The following is a 22,118-nucleotide window of genomic DNA, read 5'->3' on the forward strand; positions in this document are numbered from 1 at the left end:
CCCTTGAGGGGAGCTGTCAACGAAGTTGACTGAGGGGTGGCACAATACTGAAAATTAAAAAAGGGCGACCAATGATCGCCCCTACACACTGTATTCGCAGCGGACGAACCATAGCCGTCCGTTATTTTTATATACAAAAATCAGGTGAATTGATTGTAATACTTTCGTTTACCAAATCTTCAAGAGTAATGCTGTCAACATATTTATTGATAACATCATAAAGCCCTTTCCAAAGCTTTATTGTCGGACACACAGAAACTCGTGGACAAGTATTTTCTTCATCTTCAAGACACGATACAGGTGAAAGTGTTCCCTCCGTTGTACGCAAAATATCTCCGATTGTGTATTCTGACGGTGCTTTTGTGAGTCGGTAACCCCCTTGGGCACCACGCACACTCTTTAAGTATCCCACACGGGTAAGGATACTCACAATTTGTTCAAGATATTTTATTGATATATTTTGACGTTCTGCAACATCACGCATAGAAACGTTTTTATCCATACCGTGAATTGCAACGTCAAGCATAAGCCTTACAGCGTATCTGCCTTTAGTTGAAATTTTCAATGTTATTCCTCCTTAACCAAATCTTTAATTATTTCTCCGGCTATAATCAATCCCGCAACTGACGGTACAAACGCAATACTTCCCGGAACAGGTCTTTCGCCGTCCGGTGACGGAATTTTGATAGCCTCTTCTTTTGAATAAACTACCTTTAATTTTTTTATACCTCTTGCCTTAAGCTCGCGGCGCATAACGCGCGCCAAAGGACATACGGACGTTTTGTAAATGTCCGAAACTTCAAAAAGTGTCGGATCAAGCTTGTTTCCCGCACCCATAGAGCTGATAATTTTTACTCCGGCTTTTTCGGCACGAAGTATTATTTCAATTTTACCTTTTACGGTGTCTATTGCGTCAACAACGTAATCATATTTTGAAAAATCAAACATATCTGCCGTATCGGGCAAGAAGAATGTTTCAAACGCGTTTATTTTTACATTTGGATTTATATCCAATGCACGATTTTTTATAACTTCGACTTTAGGTTGTCCGACAGTACTGTGAAGTGCGATTATCTGTCGGTTTATGTTTGAAAGCGAAACGGTGTCTTTGTCTATAACGTCTATTTCGCCTACACCGCTCCTAACGAGCGCCTCGACAACAAAACCGCCTACACCGCCTACACCGAAAACCGCAACGTGTGCATTTTTCAGTTTCTGTATGGCATCTTTTCCTAAAAGAAGTTCCGTTCGTTCAAATTGATTTTCCATACCGTAATTCTATACTCCTATTTTCCTATTTGTTCACTATGAATTGATTATAACATTCTTTTTTGTTTTTGTCAATTCAAATCTGTCATTATTGCAAAAAAATAAAGCAGATAAATCGACATTTGATTTATCTGCTTAGATTAATTTGTTTCCGTACTCTCAATTTTTATTAATTTCCAAAAAATTCGTTTGCGTAAGTTACCGAAGAAAGTGCGTCTTTGCAGTATTTGTCCGCACCTATCATATCGGCATATTCCTGTGTAAGCACCGCACCGCCAACCCATACTTTTGTATCAAGTCCTGCCGCACGAATTGCTTTGATTGTATCTTCCATACTTACTACTGTTGTAGTCATAAGTGCGGAAAGTCCGCATATGTGAATATCGTTTTCTTTTAATGTTTCGACAATAAGTTCGGGCGGTACGTCCTTGCCTAAATCATAAACATCATAACCGTAGTTCTCCAAAAGCACCTTTACGATGTTTTTGCCGATGTCGTGAATATCGCCTTTAACCGTTGCAACCAAGATTTTACCTTTGCTTTCCTGTGCTTCGCCGCTTTGGTCAATGTGAGCCTTGATTGCGTCAAATGAATTTTTGACGGTTTCTGCACTCATCATAAGCTGAGGTAGGAACATTGTACCTTTTTCAAACTCACGACCGACAACGTTAAGTGCTTCAACAAGTATGTTGTTGATAATGTCCATCGGATCGGTAGTTTCAAGCTGACGAACTGTTTCGTCAAACGACTGGTCTTTAAGACCTTTTATGATTATATCGAAAAGCGGATTGACATTTTCAGCTTTTTCTTCCGCCTGATTTTCTTTTGTTACGGTTGTCTGTGACTTTGTACCCGCATATTTGCTTACATATTCCTGACAATCCGCGTCATAGCACGAAAGTGCCATAAATGCACGATAGGTGTTAATCATTGAATCGGCACACGGGTTGATAATACAGGCGTCAAGACCGTTGTTAAGTGCCAATGCGAAGAATGTTCCATTGACTATTTCTCGGCGCGGAAGTCCGAATGATATGTTCGATACGCCAAGAGTTGTACAAATACCAAGCCGGTCCTTTATCATTTTCAATGCTTTGATTGTTTCGGCAGACTCTTTTTGCTGTGCCGAAATTGTAAGAGTAAGTGCGTCCATTACAAGGTTTTTCGGCTTTATGCCGTATTCTGACGCTCTGTCACGGATTTTTTTTGCAATTTCAAATCTTTGTTCGGCAGTAGTAGGGATACCTTCCTCGTCAAGACAAAGTCCGACAAGTACACCGCCGTATTTTTGAACTATCGGCATAATTGCTTTTATGCTTTCTTCCTTGCCGTTTACGGAGTTTACCATAGGTTTACCGTTGTAAATACGCAATGCACGTTCGGTTGTTACAGGGTCGGAACTGTCTATCTGTAAAGGAAGATTTACAGCGGCACTGATTGCCTTAACCGCTTTTTCCATTGTCGAACATTCGTCAATTTCCGGCAGTCCGACGTTTACGTCAAGTATGTGCGCACCTGCGTCACGTTGTGCAAATGCCTCGTTTAGAATATAGTCTATGTCGCCGTTTCTAAGTGCTTCTTTAAACTTTTTCTTACCTGTCGGATTGATACGTTCGCCGACAATTACAGGACCTTTTCCGAGTACAACCGTTTTTGAATATGACGCAACGACAGTGATGTTTTTTTCTTCGACTATCGGTTTGTAGTTTTTGCATTTTTCAACAAGACTTCTTATATGGTCAGGTGTTGTACCGCAACAACCGCCGAGAACAGACGCACCAAGCTTTGCCATATGTTCACATTCGTCTGCAAATTGTTCTGGTAATACATTGTAAACTGTTTTGCCGTTTTCGATTTGAGGCAATCCTGCGTTTGGCTGTGCCATTATAGGAATTGAAGAAATTTCGGCAAGGTCAGTCATCATTTCACCGATTTGAGCAGGACCAAGACCACAGTTTATACCAACACAATCAACACCAAGTCCTTCCATAATCGCCGACATAACCTTGACGTCACCGCCCGTAAGCGTTTTATAGCTTTCGTCAAACGTCATTGTACAGAAAATAGGGAGTGAAGTGTTTTCCTTTACTGCAAGTACGGCGGCTTTTGCCTCAAGAGTGTCAGACATTGTTTCTATTATAACAAGGTCGGCACCGCATTTTTCGGCAGTTTTTGCGATTTTCGCAAATGCGTCATAGCAATCATCAAAAGAAAGGTCGCCCAAAGGCTCTAACAATTTACCGCAAGGACCGATGTCGAATGCAACAAATCGCGGATTTTCCTCTGATTGAAAACTGTTTACCGCCTTTCTTGCAATGCCTATTGCGGCGGCGATAATCATATCAAGGCTTTCGCCGATTTCTTCTGATTTTAACGGGTTTGCGCCGAAGGTATTTGTGGTTATGATGTTTGCACCCGCTTCAAGATATTCGGTATGTATTTTTTCTATTAAAGCGGCATTTGTAAGGTTTAAAAGTTCGGGAATTTCACCCGCACCCATACCGTTTTTTTGCAGCATTGAACCCATACCGCCGTCAAAAAACAGCATTCTCTTGCCGAGTAATTCTCTTACGTTCATTATTTATATCCTTTCGTAAAAATTTCGTGTAAAAAGGGTATTGCATTTTGCAATACCCTTTAGATTGTAAACAAAACCGTAGGGTTTGTTTAGATTATTTGTTCTTACCGCAGCAGTTCTTGTATTTCTTACCGCTGCCGCATGGGCAAGGGTCGTTTCTGCCGGGTTCTTTCTTTGCACGTTTAGGTGTGTTTCCGAGAGAACCGTCACCGCCTGTATCAAGCGGTTTAGCGACTTGCTCACGTTCAATCTTAACTCTCGGCATAGCTGAAAGTACGTATCTTACAGTATCTTTCTTTATGCTGTCAAGCATATTTTCGTAAAGCTCACTGCCGACATTTCTGTATTCAAGAACAGGGTCGTGCTGACCGTATGCTCTAAGACCGATTTCACGTTTAACGTGTTCCATTTCGTCAAGATGATCCATCCAAAGAGTATCGACAACTCTAAGCATAAGCACTCTTTCAAGCTCACGCATATTCTCGCCGAATACTTCTTCTTGTGATTCGTAACGCTTGTTGCCAAGCTCCATAAGCATATCCTTAACGTCTGCTTTTGTGATAGTTTCCATATCTTCTTCAGGGATTTTAAATTCACCTTGAGCATTTAGATATTGATTTGCAAATTCTGTGATTGCACGAATGTTCCAATCTTCAGGAATTTCTGAAATTCCGATATAATCGTCAAGTGCACTGTCGATTGCAGATTCCATCATATTCTTGATAGTACCGCTTATATCCTCACCGTCAAGTACCATTTGACGCTGTGCGTATATAATCTTACGCTGTTCGTTCATAACTTCGTCGTATTGAAGAACGTGCTTACGAGAATCAAAGTTTCTGCTTTCAAGATTTTTTTGTGCATTTTCGATTGCATTTGTAAGCATTTTTGCTTGGATAGGCTCGTCCTCTTCAAGGCCGAGTGCGTCAACCATAGACTTAACCTTGTCACTGCCGAAAATTCTCATAAGATCATCATCAAGTGAAAGGAAGAATTGAGATACACCGGGGTCACCCTGACGACCTGCACGACCTCTAAGCTGATTGTCGATACGTCTTGATTCGTGACGTTCAGTACCTATAATATACAAACCGCCAAGCTCGCGAACTTCGTCTTGTTCCGGCTTGATTTGTGCTTTGAATTTGTCGTTAAGTTCGGTAAATACTTTTCTTGCATTGATAATATCTTCATCATCTGTATCACCGAAACCTGTTGCCTCTGCAATAAGCTCATCTGTAAATCCTTGACGTGCCATTTCATGTTTAGCCATATATTCTGCATTACCGCCAAGGTTAATGTCAGTACCACGACCCGCCATGTTTGTTGCGATTGTTACAGCACCTTTTTTACCTGCCTGTGCAACGATTTCAGCCTCTTTTGCGTGATACTTCGCATTTAGGACTTCGTGTTTAATTCCTGCACGCTTTAGAAGTGCCGAAAGTATTTCCGACTTGTCTACGTTTACGGTACCTACAAGTACAGGCTGTCCCTTTGCGTTACATTCTTGAATTTGCTTGATAACCGCCATAAACTTGCCTTTTTCTGTTTTGAATACAACGTCATGTAAATCCTTACGGATTACTGGCTTATTTGTAGGAACGGCAACAACGTCAAGCTTATATATATGTTGGAATTCTTCTTCTTCAGTAAGAGCTGTACCTGTCATACCCGAAAGCTTGTTGTAAAGACGGAAGAAGTTTTGGAATGTGATTGTTGCAAGAGTCTTTGACTCGTTTTCGATTTTAACGCCTTCCTTTGCTTCGATAGCTTGGTGCAAACCGTCACTGTAACGTCTGCCCGGCATTATACGTCCTGTAAATTCATCAACAATCATAACCTCGCCGTCCTGAACAACGTACTGTTGGTCACGGTGCATAACACCGTTAGCCTGCAAGGCTTGGTTGATGTGGTGTTGAAGTTTCATATTTTCAGGGTCGGAAAGGTTTTCGATACCGAAACCTTGTTCAGCTTTTTTAATACCCTGTTCGGTAAGCATAGCTGTTTTTGCTTTTTCGTCAACGATATAATCTGCGTCTACATCTTCGTCAAGCTGTTTGTCGTCGTGTTCTGTAACGACAACCTTTTTAAGACGTTTAACGAACATATCGGCAACTCTGTAAAGGTCATTTGCGTCCTCGCCCATACCGGAAATGATAAGCGGAGTTCTCGCCTCATCTATAAGAATTGAGTCAACTTCATCGACTACTGCATAATTATGACCGCGCTGTACCATTTCTTCTTTATGAACAACCATGTTATCACGAAGATAGTCGAAACCAAGTTCGTTATTTGTACCGTAAGTTATGTCAGCGGCATATGCCTCACGTCTTTCGCCGTTGTCAAGTTCGTGAATAATAAGTCCGACACTCATACCAAGATAACGGTAAACTTTTCCCATCCACTCACTGTCACGCTTAGCAAGATAATCGTTTACGGTGACAATATGTACACCGTCACCGGTTAAAGCGTTCAAATATGCAGGAAGTGTAGAAACAAGAGTTTTACCTTCACCTGTTTTCATTTCTGCGATACGTCCCTGATGAAGAATAATACCACCGATAACCTGTACATAGAAGTGTTTCATTCCAAGTACACGCCAGCTTGCCTCACGCATTACCGCAAATGCCTCAGGAAGAAGATCATCAAGTGTTTCGCCGTTTTTAAGTCTTTCCTTAAACTCAGGTGTCTTGGCTTTTAATTCTGCATCTGAAAGTTTTGCCATATCGTCCTCAAGTGCCATAACTTTGTCTGCGATAGGACGTATTCTCTTTAGTTCTCTGTCAGAATATGTGCCGAATATTTTGTCGAATATACTCATTTATTTTTCTCCTCATAAATAATATCGGTCTGTGTAATCCCAAAGAATGGAATTATCGCATTATTAACGTATATTATATCACAAAAACGTAAGGATTACTACTGTTTTTTATTAATTTTTTGTAAAATTTATTTTGCACTAAAAAAGGTGCCGATATGCCGGCACCTTTAAGTACAGTAGATTTTAGCAGCAATCGTTTTTGTGATTGTCACAGCAAGGGTCGCAGCATGGATCGCAACAGCAACAGCAGTTGTTATTGCTTCCGCCGAAAATATTACCGTCACAGCAAAGTATAACAAGTGCCACTATTACCACAATCCATATCCAACTGTCTGAATTGTTATTACATCCTCCGCCGAAAAACATAGTAAAAACCTCCTTTAATTTGTTTATGGTTTATACTATGCCAAAGCGTTGTTTTTGGTTACGCATTTCGGACTTCCGATTCGGTAAAGACATAATTGCCGTTTCCGTCACGGGTGATGTAAAGGATTATGTTCGGTCTTGCAATACGTCTTATGACCGTTACCCAACCGTTTGCGGTCATTTCGATAGGAGTGTAAACTGCGTTCGGATAGTGAGTTTCAACGTAGTTTGCAACGCGTTCGTGCTGTTCTTTAAAGCGTGGTTTGTTGAATAAACCTTTGCCTGTTATTGCACTGTATATGCCTGCCGCGGCGGCAGTGCCTATTAAAAATAATGTTTTCTTTTTCACGTTATTCACCTCTGTGATATTCGTTGTATATGTCACGTTTCGGAAGATTTCTGTCTGCGGCGGCTTTTTTTATTGCGTCTTTTGAAGTCAGACCTTCCGCAATGTATTTGTCAACGTGTTCTTTAATTGAAATGTTTTCCCATTCGTTTTCTTCCGTTTCTTCGACTTCTTTTGCACCCTCGACTACAAGTACATATTCACCGCGCGGATTGTTTTCGGAATAATATGCGATTGCCTCGTCGATTGTACATCTTTTCACTTCTTCGTGAATTTTTGTAAGCTCACGCACAAGAGCGATTTTTCTGTCACCGCCGAATGTCTTTTGCATATCGGAAAGTGTGTTTTTTAATTTGTGCGGTGCCTCGTAAAAGATGAGTGTGTGAGTGTCGTTTTTCACAAGTTCAAGATGTTCTTTTCTGTGACGCTTGTTCACCGAAAGAAATCCCTCAAATGCAAATCGTCTTGTCGGAAGTCCCGACAGTATCAGTGCGTTTATACCTGCAACAGGTCCGGGGATTGAGGTAACGTCAATATCGTTTTCGATACATAGCTTAACTAAGTCCTCACCGGGATCTGAAATTGCGGGAGTACCTGCGTCCGATACAAGTACAATGTTTTTACCGTTTTTTAAAAGTGATATAATATATTCGCCTTTTTCGTGCTTGTTGTGTTCGTGGTAGCTTGTCAGCGGCTTTGATATTTCAAAGTGATTTAAAAGCTGAAGAGTACGCCTTGTATCTTCCGCGGCAATTAAATCGGCATTGTTAAATGCTTCAAGACAACGCGCGGACACATCACCGAGATTGCCTATCGGTGTGGCACATAAATATAGTTTTCCGTTCATAAGTTCTCCTTGCAAAATGCGAATTATACAAATAGGTTGTTTATAACATTTACGATTTTCTGTGCGGTTTCGGGCTTGTTCATTGTGTAAAGATGAATACCGTCAATGTCGTTTGAAAGCAGGTCGATAATTTGATCAACCGCATACGCAATACCTGCTTGTTTTAAAGCCTCCGGATTGTCTTGGTATTTTGAAATCATACGCAAGAATTTTGACGGCATAGACGCACCGCCTGAAAGAATTGCCATACGCTGTATTTGACCTGCGTTTGTAAGAGGCATTATTCCGGCTGTGATAGGTTTGTTTATACCTTTCTTTGCAAGTTTATCGCGGAATTTGTAAAATTCGTCGTTGTCAAAAAACATTTGAGTAACAAGAAAATCAACACCTGCGTCAACTTTTACTTTTAAATTTTCAATATCGGCGTCAAGGCTCGGAGAATCAGGGTGACACTCAGGGTAACAAGCACCGCCGACACAAAAATCGCCGAAATCTTTGATTGCCTCTACAAGTTCGTTTGCATAGTGATAACCCGGGAATATTTCACCGTCATAATCTTTCGGCTTGTCACCGCGAAGTGCAAGGATATTTTCAATTCCAAGGTCTTTATATTCCTGTAATTTTACCTTAATATCGTCCTTTGAGTTTGCAACGCAAGTAAGATGTGCAAGTGACGGAATAGAAAGATTATTCTTTAAATGTGAGGCGATGTATGCGGTATTTTTTGAATTACTGCCGCCTGCACCGTATGTAACGCTCATATAGTCAATAGGCATTTTTGAAAGCTCGTCAACTGCTGAAATTACATTGTCAAGTCCGCTGTCCTTTTTCGGCGGAAATACTTCAAATGAAAGCACCGGCTTTTTTTGAGCAAATATATCTCTTATAAACATTCTGTTTTTTCTCCTTAATCTGTAATTATATATATAAAAATATTATACCGCAGATTTGAAACAATATCAAGTGTTGAAATTTGAAATAAATTAACTGATTTTTATATCGCAATTATGGAAAATATGTGGTATAATAATAGATAGTTATAAAATTAGAAATTGAGGGAGGAGAAAATATGAAAGTAACAAAAGCGGTAATACCTGCGGCAGGGTTCGGAACAAGATTTCTTCCGGCGACTAAGGCAGTGCCGAAAGAAATGCTGCCGATAGTCGATAAGCCGACAATTCAGTATATTGTTGAGGAGGCAATCGCATCGGGCATTGAGGATTTGCTTATAATTACATCACGCGGTAAGGACGCACTTGTAAATCATTTTGATAAGGCATATGAGCTTGAAACGATACTTGAACGTGACGGCAAGCAGGAAATGCTTAATGCTGTTCGTGAAGTGTCGGATAAAATAAACGTTCAGTTTGTACGTCAAAAGGAACAGAAAGGTCTTGGACACGCTGTACTTTGTGCAAAAAGCTTTGTCGGAAACGAGCCTTTTGCGGTAATGCTCGGCGATGATGTGGTTGTGGCGGAAAAACCGTGTTTGAGTCAGCTTATCGAACAGTTTGACAAATATAATGCGACAGTGCTTGGAGTGCAAAAGGTCGGAATGGATCAAGTTTCAAAGTACGGTATTGTGGACTGCGATAATGTTGAAGGCAGAATGTATAAGCTGAAAGGAATGGTCGAAAAGCCGAAAAAAGAGGACGCACCGTCAGACGTTGCGGTACTCGGCAGATATGTAATCACACCTGCAATATTCGATTGCCTTGAAAAAACACCTAAGGGTGCAGGCGGCGAAATACAGCTTACCGACGCACTTGTAATGCTTGCAAAGAATGAAGATATGTACGCATATGACTTTGATGGCAGAAGATACGATATAGGAAGTAAACAGGGATTTTTACAGGCAACAGTCGATTTTGCACTTTCAAGAGATGATTTGAAAGATGAATTTGCGGAATATTTAAAAGAAGTAACAAAAAATTTATAAGAAAAAGTGCACAGGCAAGCCGTACAGAGATAGGCTTGCCTGTTTTTTTGTCGGGTTATTAATTAAAGTAAAAACTTAAAATAAATGCTTTGCACGTTCCGGACAATTTATTGGATTCTAAGAAAAAAAGACGGTGCACATTGGGGAATGCACCGTCTTTTCTCGTTTAATGAACTCAATTAAGTTCAATAATAGTATAAATTATTACTGTAAAAATTGCAATATAAAGGATAAATCTTCTATATTAAAAAGGTATAAATCGTTTAAAATTGTCATATTGCGTGACAAGACGTGACATTTTTACAAATAATTCATTAATAATGTCACGCATAACGGGGATATATAAAATAACGTGACATTTTTGTATAATTTGTATATCAAACTTCTATGATTTTTGTTTTTAGTTTACCGTTTTCGATTTCAGCCTCTGCATATGTGCCTGTATAACGTATACTTCCCGGGTTTAAAAGCGTGGCTTTACCTTTGTAATCGGTATAAGGAATGTGCGTGTGACCGAATATTATTAAATCGGGATCATATTTTTCGGCAGCCTTGCGGAGAGTCATAAATTTATATTCGTATTTTACATTCTGTTCGTGACCGTGCGTAATAAATATCTTAACACCGTCTATTGTAACAAGCATATGTGACGGCGCTTTTGAAAAGTAGTCGTTGTTGCCTTTTACATAATATATAGGTATGTTTGGGTATATCGACTCCAAATCTTCCGCGTCACCTGTGTAATCGCCTGCGTGGAAAATCGCACTTACACTGTCAGCTTTTTCGATTATATCTAAACAGCGGTTAATATCGCCGTGAGTATCGGAAAAAATCAAAATTTTTTTCATAATCTAATCCTCTCAATATAAAAAAGTATGTATGTAGTATATCATATGCAAACGCAATTTGTCAAAAAATGATGTCGAAATATTTTTATATATCGACAACAGGATTTTACATATTTATCCATAAACAAGTGGTATAATAACCTATATTGCACTTGTAGGAGGAATTAAAAATGAGTCAGCCAGCGGTAAAAAGACAACGGAATACAGAAATGCTCCGAGCACCGTCTGTGAGAGATGTGGGAATGAGTATGCTATTGCTTTTGGCAGGACGAGCGTCTGTTTTGGGACTTTTTCCGTTCGGAGTGGCTTTTTTTGCTTCTTGCTTTGATAAAAGTATTGCGTATCTTGGTATAACTGTGCTTTCGATTGCACTTATGACGTCGGCAGGCAGTGCGGTGCTTACAAAATATCTTGTTGCGGCACTGTTGTTTTGGATATATACACGTTTCAGAAATAAGGAAAATCTTGTGCTTGACGCGGCGTGCGTGGGCGGTGCGGTTATGGTCGGCGGATTTGTTTTTCTTATATATACATATGTAGGAGCATACGATATACTTATGCTTTTTGTTGAGTCGATAGTCACCTCACTCATGTATATAATATTCAAAAAAGCACACGGATTGATTGCAAACCGCAAAAAACGCACGCAGACCGCACAGGACGAGCTTATCAGTATTTCTGTAAGCGTGGGTGTTTTTATAACGGGACTTTCGGGAATTGTGTTTCCGTATAATATCAGTCTTGCCAATATAGTTTCCGTATATGCGGTACTTTGCATTGCACTTCACGGCGGTATTGCGGCGGCGGGCAGCGGGGGACTTTGTATAGGGTTTATGTCGGCAATGTCGTCACCGTCGGCGGTTGTGACTATGGGTATTTTCGGTATAAGTGCATTGTTCGGAAATTTGCTGAAATCGTTCGGACGTTTCGGAGTTGCGTTGGGATTCTTGGGCGGCAGTGCGGTGACACTTTTGTATGCTGGAAGTGCATCGTCTTTGCCTGTGACGATTATCGAAACAGCGATAGGGGCGGTGCTTTTTGTACTGACACCGAATAAAGTTCAAGGGTATATAAAATCTTTTTTTGCAAGGTCGTTAAAGCTTGAAACGGTGAGTGCGGACGTAAGAGTTAAAGAGTATTTGTCTATGCAGCTTGAAAAATCGGCAAAGGCATTTAAGAGTTTGGAGGAGTGTTTTTCAAATGCTTCGGAGAAAAGACTGAAATCATATAATAAAGATGTTGCTACGCTTTTTGATGAGGTTGCGGACAGAGTGTGCGAGGGGTGTCCGAATGCGGTTAAATGCTGGCAGTCCGACTTTACACGCACATACCGCAGTATAATGCTGTTGCTTGATACGATTGAAACAAGGGGGATATTGGAGTTTACATCAGTACCGAACAGCTTTAAGGATAAATGCTTACGACCTGATTTGTTCGTTGTGGAGTTTAATCACGTCTATGAACTGTATAAGAAAAACCTTGTGCGGACGGGCGAGGCGGTTACAAGCCGTGACTTGGTTGCAAGACAGTATAAAGAAATGTCAAGCCTTATGGACACAATGGCGGAAAATATATGTTCCGGCTTTACGTTCAGAGAGGATTTGGAGGAAACACTTATTGCCGAGCTTGACAAAGTCGGAATTATGGCATTTGAAATAAGCGTTATTGAAAGCAGTCACGGAAAAATGGAGGTATATCTCGGAACGTCTAAGGGTACGGAAGTCGGGAAGATTGAAAACGTGCTTGAAAACGTTGTCGAAACACCTATGGGCTATGAGTGTGACAGTGCGAACGGACTTATGAAATTTGTGTCACGCGCAAAATTTACCGCAGATATTGCGATAAGACAGATAAGCCGAGATTTCAGCGAAGTGTCGGGCGACAGTATAGATACGTTCGTGACGGAGGATTATAAACAGTATGTGATTTTGTCGGACGGTATGGGCAGCGGTAAAAGGGCAATGTTTGAGAGCCATATAACACTGAAATTGTTGAGAGAATTTTTGCAGTCGGGGTTTGGCGTGAAAACGTCTATTGATATGATAAATTCGGCACTCTGTTTAAAACTTGACTATGAGTGCTTTTCTACCGTGGATCTGCTATGTATAGACCTTATGACAGGTATATGTGAGTTTTTCAAAATCGGCGGTTCGGAGAGTATTGTACTTCACGGTCCGAATGTCGAAACGGTGTTTTCTGTTTCGTTGCCTGTCGGTATGCTGCCTGATATAAAGGTACAGGGACAAGCCAAACGCCTTGATGACGGCGATATAATAATAATGATGTCGGACGGAATAAGTGAAGCGGGATTTGGTACTGTCCGTACAGATTGGCTGAAAAAAGAAATAAAAATGCCGTTTGACACTATGGACGAAATGGCACAATCCGTAATTGAAAATGCAGTCAAAAAAAGCCGTGACGCAGTAATCGACGATATGACCGTTGCGACAATAAGGTTGATAAGAAACTAAAAAAGACAATATTTGAAAAATATATTGCAATTCCTACCAAGATATGATAAGCTATATATGTAAAAATTTATATGTGGGAGGCAATTATTTTATGAGAGAGAAAATTTTAAGTATGATTTTGGCACTGTCAATGCTGTGTGCATTTGTGCCGATGACGGCAAGTGCGGAAACGTATGAGAACTATTTGGAATATTGGGTAAATGAAGATAATACGGTTACGATTTCAAAATGTGCCAAGGAAGTGGCGGAAGTAAATATACCAAGTGAAATTGAGGGAGCAACGGTAACTGAGATTGATGGCGATGCGTTTTTTAAATGTGTGGATTTGAAGAAAGTAACAATCCCGTCAACCGTAACTTCAATAGGGTACGATACATTTTTGGGCTGTACAAGCCTTGAAAATATAGTTGTCGATTCTGAAAACAAAAATTATATTTCAAAGGACGGAGTACTTTTTAACAAGAGTAAAACAGAACTTATTCAATATCCTGCTGCAAAAAGTGGTGTAAGCTATACAATTCCGTCAAGTGTTTCGAAAATTGACGGTTGTGCTTTTAAGTATACACAAAATGTTAATACTATAAATGTTCCGCAACAAACAACATCAATAGCAGCGGGTGCATTCAGTAACAGCGTTAATTTGGAAGCGATAAACGTTGATGAAAACAACCTATATTACACTTCTGACAACGGAGTGCTTTTTAATAAAGATAAATCAGAACTTGTTGCATATCCTGCGGAAAAAAGCGATACAAGCTATACAGTTCCTGAAAGCGTGACATATATACAGGCACAGGCATTTTATGGTTGTACAAACTTGACTTCGGTTTCTCTTACAGATAATATTTATGATATGGGCAGTTCTGTATTTTCCGGCTGTACAAATTTGACGGAAGTGGTATTGTCTGAGAATCTAAGTTGGATTCAGGGTTCGACATTTTCAAATTGTACAAGCCTAAAGAGTGTAAAAATTCCAAGTGATGTAGATACAATATATTCTTCTGCTTTCAGCGGTTGTGCAAGTCTGGAAAGTATAACAATACCTAAAAGTGTTGATTTGATTGAACAGTATGCGTTTTATGATTGTAACAGCTTAAAAGATATATACTATTTTGGTACCGAAACACAATGGAATAAAATTGATATAGAAGAAAACAGCGCAGGTGACGGCAACGGCGCGTTGAAAAACGCAACAATTCATTATAATAAAACAATCGAGCCGTTTACTTACAATTTTAGTACCGACGGAAAATCTGTGGTTATTGTTAAGTGTGACAAATCTGTCAGCGAAGCTACTATACCGAGTGAAATTGAAGGCTTGCCGGTTACGGTGATAGATGACAATGCATTTAATTCTTGCAGCAATTTAGCAAATATAAACATACCTGAAAGTGTTGAACGTATAGGCGTCGGTGCTTTTTATTCGAGCGGAGTAGTCAATGTTACAATGACGGATAATGTTAAAAGCATAGGAGAGGAAGCTTTTAGCTGGTGCAACAAGTTGGAAAGCATAAAGCTGTCTGAAAATATCGACAAAATAGAAGAAAATATGTTTTACGAATGTGAAAGTTTGACAAGTATTGACATACCGAATAAGGTTAAGTCGATAGGGATGAGTGCATTTGCCTTCTGTACAAACTTAACCACTGTAACGATGGGTAAAAATATAAATAAAATTGCAAAAAATGCTTTTAGTGATTGTTATAGTATTACCAATGTGTATTACGCAGGTACGGAGGAAGAGTGGAGTAAGATTGTGTTGGTCGGAAATACATATCTTACAAACGCAACAATCCATTATAACGGAATACCTACGGATATGACTATGACAACGGTAGAAGTTACAAAAACAGAAAACGACACATCATATGATTTTGATATATCCGCACAAATGAAGTACGGCGACTGCTATGTATATGCGGCAATGTATGATGAAAACGGCGTTATGATTGGAATTGACAGAGTACCGCTTTCGATGAAAGACGATACAAAAATTTCTCTTGACAAAAAGGATAATGCCAAGAACGTGAATATATTTGTATTGTCATCACAATTACAACCTATTTCGGAAAAGAAAACAGTAAAATTAGTAGAAGAATAAGTATAAAAAAATGGCACGAAAGTGCCATTTTTTTATACCAACTTTTTATTAATCCACTTACCCGAATAGTATCGGATAACGGGTACTGACGCACCCATTGCCCAGGCGAGCGGAGTAGCAATCCAAATACCTGTTGAGCCGAGCGGGCGAACAAGTATATATGCAAAAATAATTCTTCCTATAAGTTCAAGTATACCTGCGACTGCGGAGGTATTAACATCACCCGCACCGCGAAGAACGTTTAAATATGTTCTCATAACCGCCGCAACTATATACGCAACACATACGATAGTAAGGTACTTGCTTCCTATTGCGATAGCCTCTGCGGCTTGTGTTTTGTCAAGGAACAAGCCAAGCAGTTGATTACGGAACAATACAATTCCGGCAGCAATCACTATACATATACCGATAAGCGACGCAAGTGTTTGATACATACCCTTTTTTATTCTGTCCATCTGATTTGCACCGATGTTTTGACCCGAGAAAACCGACAATGCCGAGCCGACCGATACAATCGGTGCGATTGCGATTGAGTCGATTTTTACGGCGGCGGTATAGCCTGCCATAGTCATTGCACCGAATGAGTTTACAAGACGTTGCACGCTCATTGTGCCGAGTGAAATCAGACAGCTTTCAAGTGCCGACGGTATTCCTGTTTGGAAAATCCGCTTGATTGCACGTTTTGTTGTTTGGAAGTTTATGCCCTCAAGATTAAGCTGTCTGCGGTGTCTTACCATATGTATAATACAATAAATCGCACTGATAATCTGTGCGATAACAGTCGCAACTGCCGCACCGACAACACCTGTTTTAAACACAACAACGAACAACAAGTCGAAAATTACATTTAATATAGAAGAAAGTATAAGTGCGTAAAGCGGTGTACGGCTGTCACCAAGACTTCTGAGTATTGCGCTTGACGCGTTATACATAGCCGTACCGATTGTGAATGCGAATATTACGTTTATGTATGCGACCGCCTCGTCGATTACGTTATCGGGTGTGTTCAGAAACGATAAAATCGGCCGTGAAAACACAACTCCGGCAACTGACGTAACCACCGCCAAAATTCCCACTATGTAAATAAGTCCCGTAACTGTTTTTCTCAGTTCGTCAAAATTCCTTGAACCGAAACACTGCGCTATAATAATTCCCGCACCGCTCGTAAGTCCCATCATAAGACAAATCATAACTCCGACAATTGTACCTGTCGAACCTACCGCCGCAAGAGATTCAGCCCCCACAAACTTACCGACAATCGCCGCGTCAACAAAGTTATACACCTGTTGAAAGATATTTCCGATCAGCATCGGAACTGAAAAAGAAATTATCAATTTTAACGGATTTCCTTTAGTCATATCGCTTATCATTTCACAATACACCGCCCCTCGTTTTAATAACTTATGACATTATAGTCTATTAAATTCATAAAGTCAATAAGGTTGAAAAATTTATTTTTATTTGTTATAATATTGTTAAAAAAGACAAGGGGGTCTTAAAATTGAAAGTGTTGTTGTTATCCGTAAAAGCCGGTTACGGACATCATTCTACGGCTAAGGCTATTATGGAATATTTCGAGGAGAACGGACATCAATGTCATATGCTTGATATATTCGACTATGTAAATCATCGTTTGGGAAATTCAATACAGGACGGATACTTGCTTTCGACAAAGTACCTTGCAAAGACGTATGCGAAGGCTTACGGCAAACTTACGCAAAAGGACGAGCCGTATGACCGTAATTCGCTTGTATCGATATTTTCGCGATTTGTTTCAAAGAAACTTGAAAAGTTCGTTGCTGAATATAATCCCGATTTGATAATCGGTACGCATAGCTATGCCGGAGTGTGTATAAGCATACTTGCCGACCGTGCGGCTTTTGATTGTCCGTCTGTCGGAATAGTAACCGATTTCACCGTACATCCGTTTTGGGAAAGTACGTTCCTTGACTATTACGTAATTCCGGATGAACTTTTGGAACACGAAATGCAGAAAAAAGGTATAGCGAAAAAGAAACTTTTGCCTTTCGGTATACCGATAAGAGAACAGTTTGTAAAGAAAAACGACCCTATTGAGGCACGAAAAAAACTCGGGATTGAAAATATTCCCACTATACTTATAATGATGGGTTCAATGGGGTACGGAAATATAAAAAAGATTTTGGCACAAATTGATACATATCCGAAAGATTTTCAAGTGCTGTGTGTTTGCGGTACGAATAAGAAAATAAAAAGCGTAGTTGATGAATGTGAGTGGAATAAAAAAATATATTCATACGGATTTGTCGATAATGTTGACGTAATGATGGATGCCGCCGACTTTATAATAACAAAGCCGGGCGGACTTACAACATCAGAATCGCTTGCAAAAGGATTGCCGATGATAACAATGAATCCCCTTCCCGGACAAGAGGACAGGAACCTTAATTTCCTTGTGAATAATGGCGCGGCAATTATGGTAAACGACACTTATCCGATTTCTGAGGCGATAAATCAAATGTTTGCTTGTCCTTGGCGTGTTGCAATGATGGAGGAAAGCGTAAGGCATCTCGGTAAACCGAATGCAACGGCTGACCTTTATAATTTCTGCTGTGCAAAGGTTTTGGCAAAATCAACGCTTATTTGAAATTCTTTGTGATTTAGGTAATTTAATATGCCTGCGTCTGTTTTAAAATCAAATACCAACTTGTAACTTGCAAGCTTCATACCTCCGCTGTGCCGTGAGCCGTACTTCGTATCTCCGTACAGCGGATTTCCTATATGCGAAAACTGTGCTCTGATTTGGTGTGTGCGTCCTGTTTCAAGCTCGACTTCAACAAGTGAAGTGTCTTTTTTTTCGGCAATAACATTATATTTTGTGCCGATTTTCTTTGAATTTTCTTCATGATAATCTGAAACCGTAACTTTTTTGTCACCGCGTGTAAGATATGCGGTAAGGTGACCGCTTTTTTTTAAATGACCTTCGACAATGCAAAGATATATTTTTTTAATTTCGCGACTGCGGATTTTTTCGTTGATTATACGAAGTGCGGCGGCATTTTTCGCACCGATTATTATACCTGATGTGTTTCTGTCAAGGCGGTTGCAGAATGACGGCGAAAAGCTGTGTTCGTTTTCGGGATTGTATTCGCCTTTTTTGTAAAGATAACTCTGCATTCTTTCAAGAAGCGTATCCTTTGTGCCTTTATCGTCCGAATGGACTACAACACCGCTTTCTTTATTAATAAGTATAATATTTTCGTCTTCATATACAACGTCAATATCGGAATTGCCTGCTTTAAAGCTTGATTTGTTTTCGTAAAATTCGTCTTTAAAAAATAACTTCAACACATCACCGTTTTGGAGCATATATTTGCCGTCTTTAATGTGTTTGCCGTTTACTCTGACACAATTTTTTCTAAGACTTTTATATAACATACTCTGTGGCATATTGACAAGATATTTTGTAAGAAACTTGTCAAGTCGTTGCCCTGCGTCGTTTTGATTTATCGTGATTTCCCTCATTTGTTACCTCGATTGATATTTTATTTGTAAACATTTATTTTTGATATTGTATCATAAAAAAAATTGTGTTACAATATAGTTTGCATAAATATTTTATATGAATAAAAATTGTATTCAAATTTCGGAAGGAGAAAAAATATGGGAATTTTCGGCGGCGGTTATGATAAACCGGGTAAGGGAGTAGATAAGAACGAACCTAAAAAGAAAGGCTTTTTCTTGTTTTTTGATATTGTGATACGTAAGTTCACTAAATTTTTGGGTGCGAACTGTCTTTATGCGATAACGAGTATTATATGGATTGCGATTTTATATATTTTCGGCGGTATAGTTTTGAGCAGTACGCATATCGTTCAGAATGTTTCAGACACTATTATTTCACTTGGTACGGAATCAAGTGCGGAAAATGTGCAGGGAAGTATTATGATACTTATTCAGCTTGCTTTTTCAATCGGTGTGTTCACGTTTTGGGGTTCAGGTCCTGCAACGGCGGCTTATTCGTATATAACAAGATGTTTCACACGCGGTGAACATACTTGGGTTTTGAGTGACGGTGCGGACAAGTTTAAGGAAAACTTTAAACAGGGTATGGTAGTTGTGCTGATTGACGCGGTTTTGCTTGTGTTCGGACTTAATGCAATTCTTTTCTATCATTCGCTTTACGTTTCAACAGGCAGTATGCTTTGGATGATGTTGCTGTATGTTATGATACTTGTACTTGTTGTTTATACAATGATGCACCCGTATTTGTATCAAATTATGGTTACATTTGAATGTGGAATCGGCTCGCTTTATAAAAATGCGTTGCTTATAACACTTGCAAAATTACCGGGTAACTTTTTTACAACGCTTATAGGAGTACTTATATACGGTGCGTTGTTTACATTCGTTAATCCGCTTGCAGCGGCAATTATAGTAGTAGTTATCGGACTTTGCGTTACTTGCTATCCACCGCAATTTTATGCCGCAAGAGTAATTGAACGCTCAATATTAAAGGATATGAAAGAAAAACAGCCTAAGGTTGAATATATCGGGGAGGAAGAATAATGGTTTTAGGTGAATATGATGTTGCCGTAATCGGAGGCGGTCACGCAGGCTGTGAGGCGGCTTTGGCGGCGGCAAGATTGGGTATGAAAACGGTTATGTTTTCAATAAGCCTTGACGCAATAGGAAATCTTCCTTGTAACCCAAGTATAGGAGGTACGGCGAAAGGTCACCTTGTTCGTGAACTTGACGCACTCGGCGGTGAAATGGGTAAAGCGGCGGACGCTTCGTTTATACAGTCGAAAATGCTTAATAAAGGCAAAGGCCCTGCCGTACATTCGCTTAGAGCACAGATTGACAGAAAAAAGTATCACGTTGAAATGAAAAAACGTGTTGAAAATCAAGAGAATTTACAGGTTAAACAAGCGGAAATCGTAAATGTAATTACCGATGAAGATAATAATGTAACGGAAGTTGTAACACATACAGGCGTTGAATATAAGGTAAAAGCGGTTATTATTGCCAGCGGAACTTATTTAAAGGGTAAAATTCTTATCGGAAGTTATTCGCGTGAAAGCGGTCCTGACGGAATGTTCCCTGCAAATGAACTTTCGGAAAATCTTCGCAGATTGGGTATTGAATTAAAGCGATTTAAAACAGGTACTCCAGCAAGAGTGCACGCGGATACACTTGACTACAGTAAGATGGAGCTTGAGGAGGGTGACGAAAAAATCGTGCCGTTCTCGTTTGAAACGGAGAATGTCGGCAAAAATCTTGTTCCTTGCTATCTTGTGTATACAAATGAAAAAACTCACCAAATTATACACGACAATCTCGGTCGTTCGGCAATGTACGGCGGTATGGTTGAGGGTATAGGTCCGCGATACTGTCCGTCTATCGAAGATAAGGTTGTGCGTTTTTCGGAAAAGCCAAGACATCAGCTTTTTATGGAGCCTATGGGAATTGATACAAAGGAAGTATATGCACAAGGCTTTTCAACGAGTATGCCTGAGGACGTACAGCTTGAAATGTATCGAAGTGTTGAGGGACTTGAAAATGTCGAAATTATGCGTCCTGCATATGCAATAGAATATGATTGCTGTGATCCGACTCAACTGTATGCAACGTTGGAGTTTAAGAATGTGCATGGACTTTACGGTGCAGGACAGTTTAACGGTACGTCCGGCTATGAGGAGGCGGCGTCACAAGGACTTATTGCCGGAATTAATGCGGCATTGAAACTTAAAAACGAAGAACCGCTTACATTAAAACGTTCGGACGGATATATCGGAACACTTATAGATGACCTTATAACAAAGGGTACAAACGAGCCGTACCGAATGATGACATCACGTTCGGAATACCGTTTGCTTTTAAGACAGGATAACGCAGATGAAAGACTTACTCCGTTCGGATATAAAATCGGTCTTATATCGGAAGAAAGATATAAAAAGTTCCTTGAAAAAATGAATATGATTGAAAATGAAATTAAGCGTGTGACATCGGTTATAGTACCGCCGAAAGACGCAAATCCGCTTTTGGAACAGTATAATTCGACCGCAGTTAAGACGGGAATACGTCTTAGCGATATGATAAAACGTCCAGAACTTGATTATGAAAAACTTGCACCTGTCGACCATAACCGTCTGACACTTCCGGACGCAGTTTGTGAACAGGTTGAAATTAAACTAAAGTATGACGGCTATATAAAAAGACAGATAGCACAGGTTGAGCAGTTCAAGAAAATGGAGGAAAAACTTCTTCCCGAAAATCAAGATTATTCTGATATACACGGCTTGCGTTTAGAGGCAAGACAAAAATTGAATAAGATACAGCCAAAGTCACTCGGACAAGCGTCAAGAATTTCCGGTGTTTCACCGTCCGATATGTCGGTATTGATTGTATGGTTGGAATCACAAAAAAGATAACAAATAAAAAATGTGTGTCATTTGATATGACACACATTTTTAGATAGTAGGCAAAACAGTTATGGTTTTGCCTACTTTATTTTTGGGAGTTTGAGGTGCAACCTCATTAAAAATCATTTCTG

Annotated in this window: 17 protein-coding genes; 6 read left to right on the forward strand and 11 right to left on the reverse strand. The window is 39.8% G+C overall.

What is annotated here, in order from left to right; genetic code table 11:
- Positions 1-127: 127 nt before the first annotated feature.
- The 8 genes from ACLTU0_RS03975 to metF all read right to left on the reverse strand — a co-directional run bounded on the left by ACLTU0_RS03975 (position 128) and on the right by metF (position 9,117).
- On the reverse strand, positions 128-565 hold the full coding sequence (locus ACLTU0_RS03975) for an RrF2 family transcriptional regulator (protein WP_022230953.1): 438 nt from the start codon (positions 563-565) through the stop codon (positions 128-130).
- A 2-nt stretch (positions 566-567) separates the two neighbouring features.
- A complete protein-coding gene (locus ACLTU0_RS03980) occupies positions 568-1,269 on the reverse strand; it encodes a tRNA threonylcarbamoyladenosine dehydratase (RefSeq protein WP_308455877.1) in 702 nt (233 codons plus the stop codon).
- A 169-nt stretch (positions 1,270-1,438) separates the two neighbouring features.
- The gene (locus ACLTU0_RS03985) at positions 1,439-3,847 is read right to left on the reverse strand and encodes a homocysteine S-methyltransferase family protein (protein WP_412321467.1); all 2,409 of its coding nucleotides are present in this window, start codon (positions 3,845-3,847) and stop codon (positions 1,439-1,441) included.
- A 94-nt stretch (positions 3,848-3,941) separates the two neighbouring features.
- A complete protein-coding gene (gene secA, locus ACLTU0_RS03990) occupies positions 3,942-6,665 on the reverse strand; it encodes a preprotein translocase subunit SecA (RefSeq protein ID WP_022230956.1) in 2,724 nt (907 codons plus the stop codon).
- Between the two features lie 183 nt (positions 6,666-6,848).
- Positions 6,849-7,031 (reverse strand): hypothetical protein, encoded by a 183-nt coding sequence (locus tag ACLTU0_RS03995; RefSeq protein WP_022230957.1) that lies wholly within the window; start codon positions 7,029-7,031, stop codon positions 6,849-6,851.
- 58 nt (positions 7,032-7,089) lie between these two features.
- Positions 7,090-7,380, reverse strand: a complete 291-nt coding sequence (locus ACLTU0_RS04000; protein ID WP_412293991.1) for a hypothetical protein — start codon at positions 7,378-7,380, stop codon at positions 7,090-7,092.
- A 1-nt stretch (position 7,381) separates the two neighbouring features.
- The gene (gene rsmI, locus ACLTU0_RS04005) at positions 7,382-8,224 is read right to left on the reverse strand and encodes a 16S rRNA (cytidine(1402)-2'-O)-methyltransferase (protein ID WP_412293990.1); all 843 of its coding nucleotides are present in this window, start codon (positions 8,222-8,224) and stop codon (positions 7,382-7,384) included.
- 23 nt (positions 8,225-8,247) lie between these two features.
- A complete protein-coding gene (gene metF / locus ACLTU0_RS04010; RefSeq protein WP_022230960.1) occupies positions 8,248-9,117 on the reverse strand; it encodes a methylenetetrahydrofolate reductase [NAD(P)H] in 870 nt (289 codons plus the stop codon).
- Positions 9,118-9,293: 176 nt separating this feature from the next.
- On the opposite strand from metF, the gene galU reads away from it, so the two are divergent.
- A complete protein-coding gene (galU, locus tag ACLTU0_RS04015) occupies positions 9,294-10,163 on the forward strand; it encodes a UTP--glucose-1-phosphate uridylyltransferase GalU (RefSeq protein WP_412321468.1) in 870 nt (289 codons plus the stop codon).
- Positions 10,164-10,540: 377 nt separating this feature from the next.
- Here galU and ACLTU0_RS04020 read toward each other — a convergent pair whose 3' ends face one another.
- The gene (locus ACLTU0_RS04020) at positions 10,541-11,011 is read right to left on the reverse strand and encodes a metallophosphoesterase (RefSeq protein WP_412321469.1); all 471 of its coding nucleotides are present in this window, start codon (positions 11,009-11,011) and stop codon (positions 10,541-10,543) included.
- A gap of 170 nt (positions 11,012-11,181) precedes the next feature.
- Here ACLTU0_RS04020 and ACLTU0_RS04025 point away from each other — a divergent pair, with 170 nt between their 5' ends.
- Both ACLTU0_RS04025 and ACLTU0_RS04030 read left to right on the forward strand, forming a co-directional pair.
- A complete protein-coding gene (locus ACLTU0_RS04025) occupies positions 11,182-13,482 on the forward strand; it encodes a SpoIIE family protein phosphatase (RefSeq protein ID WP_412321470.1) in 2,301 nt (766 codons plus the stop codon).
- A gap of 91 nt (positions 13,483-13,573) precedes the next feature.
- On the forward strand, positions 13,574-15,583 hold the full coding sequence (locus ACLTU0_RS04030) for a leucine-rich repeat domain-containing protein (RefSeq protein ID WP_022230964.1): 2,010 nt from the start codon (positions 13,574-13,576) through the stop codon (positions 15,581-15,583).
- 32 nt (positions 15,584-15,615) lie between these two features.
- Here the strand turns inward: ACLTU0_RS04030 and ACLTU0_RS04035 are convergent, their stop codons facing one another.
- Positions 15,616-16,953, reverse strand: coding sequence for an MATE family efflux transporter (locus ACLTU0_RS04035; RefSeq protein ID WP_412321471.1), 1,338 nt, complete (start codon positions 16,951-16,953; stop codon positions 15,616-15,618).
- Positions 16,954-17,090: 137 nt separating this feature from the next.
- Here ACLTU0_RS04035 and ACLTU0_RS04040 point away from each other — a divergent pair, with 137 nt between their 5' ends.
- Positions 17,091-18,209 (forward strand): MGDG synthase family glycosyltransferase, encoded by a 1,119-nt coding sequence (locus ACLTU0_RS04040; RefSeq protein WP_337599961.1) that lies wholly within the window; start codon positions 17,091-17,093, stop codon positions 18,207-18,209.
- Here ACLTU0_RS04040 and ACLTU0_RS04045 read toward each other — a convergent pair.
- The gene (locus tag ACLTU0_RS04045; protein WP_337599959.1) at positions 18,161-19,087 is read right to left on the reverse strand and encodes an RluA family pseudouridine synthase; all 927 of its coding nucleotides are present in this window, start codon (positions 19,085-19,087) and stop codon (positions 18,161-18,163) included. The genes ACLTU0_RS04040 and ACLTU0_RS04045 overlap by 49 nt on opposite strands.
- Positions 19,088-19,225: 138 nt before the next feature.
- On the opposite strand from ACLTU0_RS04045, the gene ACLTU0_RS04050 reads away from it, so the two are divergent.
- Positions 19,226-20,131: a DUF624 domain-containing protein gene (locus ACLTU0_RS04050; RefSeq protein ID WP_022230968.1), complete on the forward strand. Its 906-nt coding sequence runs from the start codon at positions 19,226-19,228 to the stop codon at positions 20,129-20,131.
- Positions 20,131-21,996, forward strand: a complete 1,866-nt coding sequence (gene mnmG / locus ACLTU0_RS04055) for a tRNA uridine-5-carboxymethylaminomethyl(34) synthesis enzyme MnmG (protein WP_412321472.1) — start codon at positions 20,131-20,133, stop codon at positions 21,994-21,996. Before ACLTU0_RS04050 ends, mnmG begins: the two co-directional genes overlap by 1 nt.
- Positions 21,997-22,118: the final 122 nt, after the last annotated feature.

The sequence above is a fragment of the Hominilimicola sp. genome, assembly GCF_046972485.1.
Taxonomy (GTDB): domain Bacteria; phylum Bacillota; class Clostridia; order UBA1381; family UBA1381; genus Hominilimicola; species Hominilimicola fabiformis.

What these genes read in the sequence shown, in the direction of transcription:
- ACLTU0_RS03980 (WP_308455877.1), bottom strand. Translation starts at nt 1,269, where the DNA reads ATGGAAAATCAATTTGAACGAACGGAACTTCTTTTAGGAAAAGATGCC.
- ACLTU0_RS03985 (WP_412321467.1), bottom strand. Translation starts at nt 3,847, where the DNA reads ATGAACGTAAGAGAATTACTCGGCAAGAGAATGCTGTTTTTTGACGGC.
- secA (WP_022230956.1), bottom strand. Translation starts at nt 6,665, where the DNA reads ATGAGTATATTCGACAAAATATTCGGCACATATTCTGACAGAGAACTA.
- ACLTU0_RS03995 (WP_022230957.1), bottom strand. Translation starts at nt 7,031, where the DNA reads ATGTTTTTCGGCGGAGGATGTAATAACAATTCAGACAGTTGGATATGG.
- rsmI (WP_412293990.1), bottom strand. Translation starts at nt 8,224, where the DNA reads ATGAACGGAAAACTATATTTATGTGCCACACCGATAGGCAATCTCGGT.
- metF (WP_022230960.1), bottom strand. Translation starts at nt 9,117, where the DNA reads ATGTTTATAAGAGATATATTTGCTCAAAAAAAGCCGGTGCTTTCATTT.
- galU (WP_412321468.1), top strand. Translation starts at nt 9,294, where the DNA reads ATGAAAGTAACAAAAGCGGTAATACCTGCGGCAGGGTTCGGAACAAGA.
- ACLTU0_RS04020 (WP_412321469.1), bottom strand. Translation starts at nt 11,011, where the DNA reads ATGAAAAAAATTTTGATTTTTTCCGATACTCACGGCGATATTAACCGC.
- ACLTU0_RS04025 (WP_412321470.1), top strand. Translation starts at nt 11,182, where the DNA reads ATGAGTCAGCCAGCGGTAAAAAGACAACGGAATACAGAAATGCTCCGA.
- ACLTU0_RS04030 (WP_022230964.1), top strand. Translation starts at nt 13,574, where the DNA reads ATGAGAGAGAAAATTTTAAGTATGATTTTGGCACTGTCAATGCTGTGT.
- ACLTU0_RS04035 (WP_412321471.1), bottom strand. Translation starts at nt 16,953, where the DNA reads ATGATAAGCGATATGACTAAAGGAAATCCGTTAAAATTGATAATTTCT.
- ACLTU0_RS04045 (WP_337599959.1), bottom strand. Translation starts at nt 19,087, where the DNA reads ATGAGGGAAATCACGATAAATCAAAACGACGCAGGGCAACGACTTGAC.
- ACLTU0_RS04050 (WP_022230968.1), top strand. Translation starts at nt 19,226, where the DNA reads ATGGGAATTTTCGGCGGCGGTTATGATAAACCGGGTAAGGGAGTAGAT.
- mnmG (WP_412321472.1), top strand. Translation starts at nt 20,131, where the DNA reads ATGGTTTTAGGTGAATATGATGTTGCCGTAATCGGAGGCGGTCACGCA.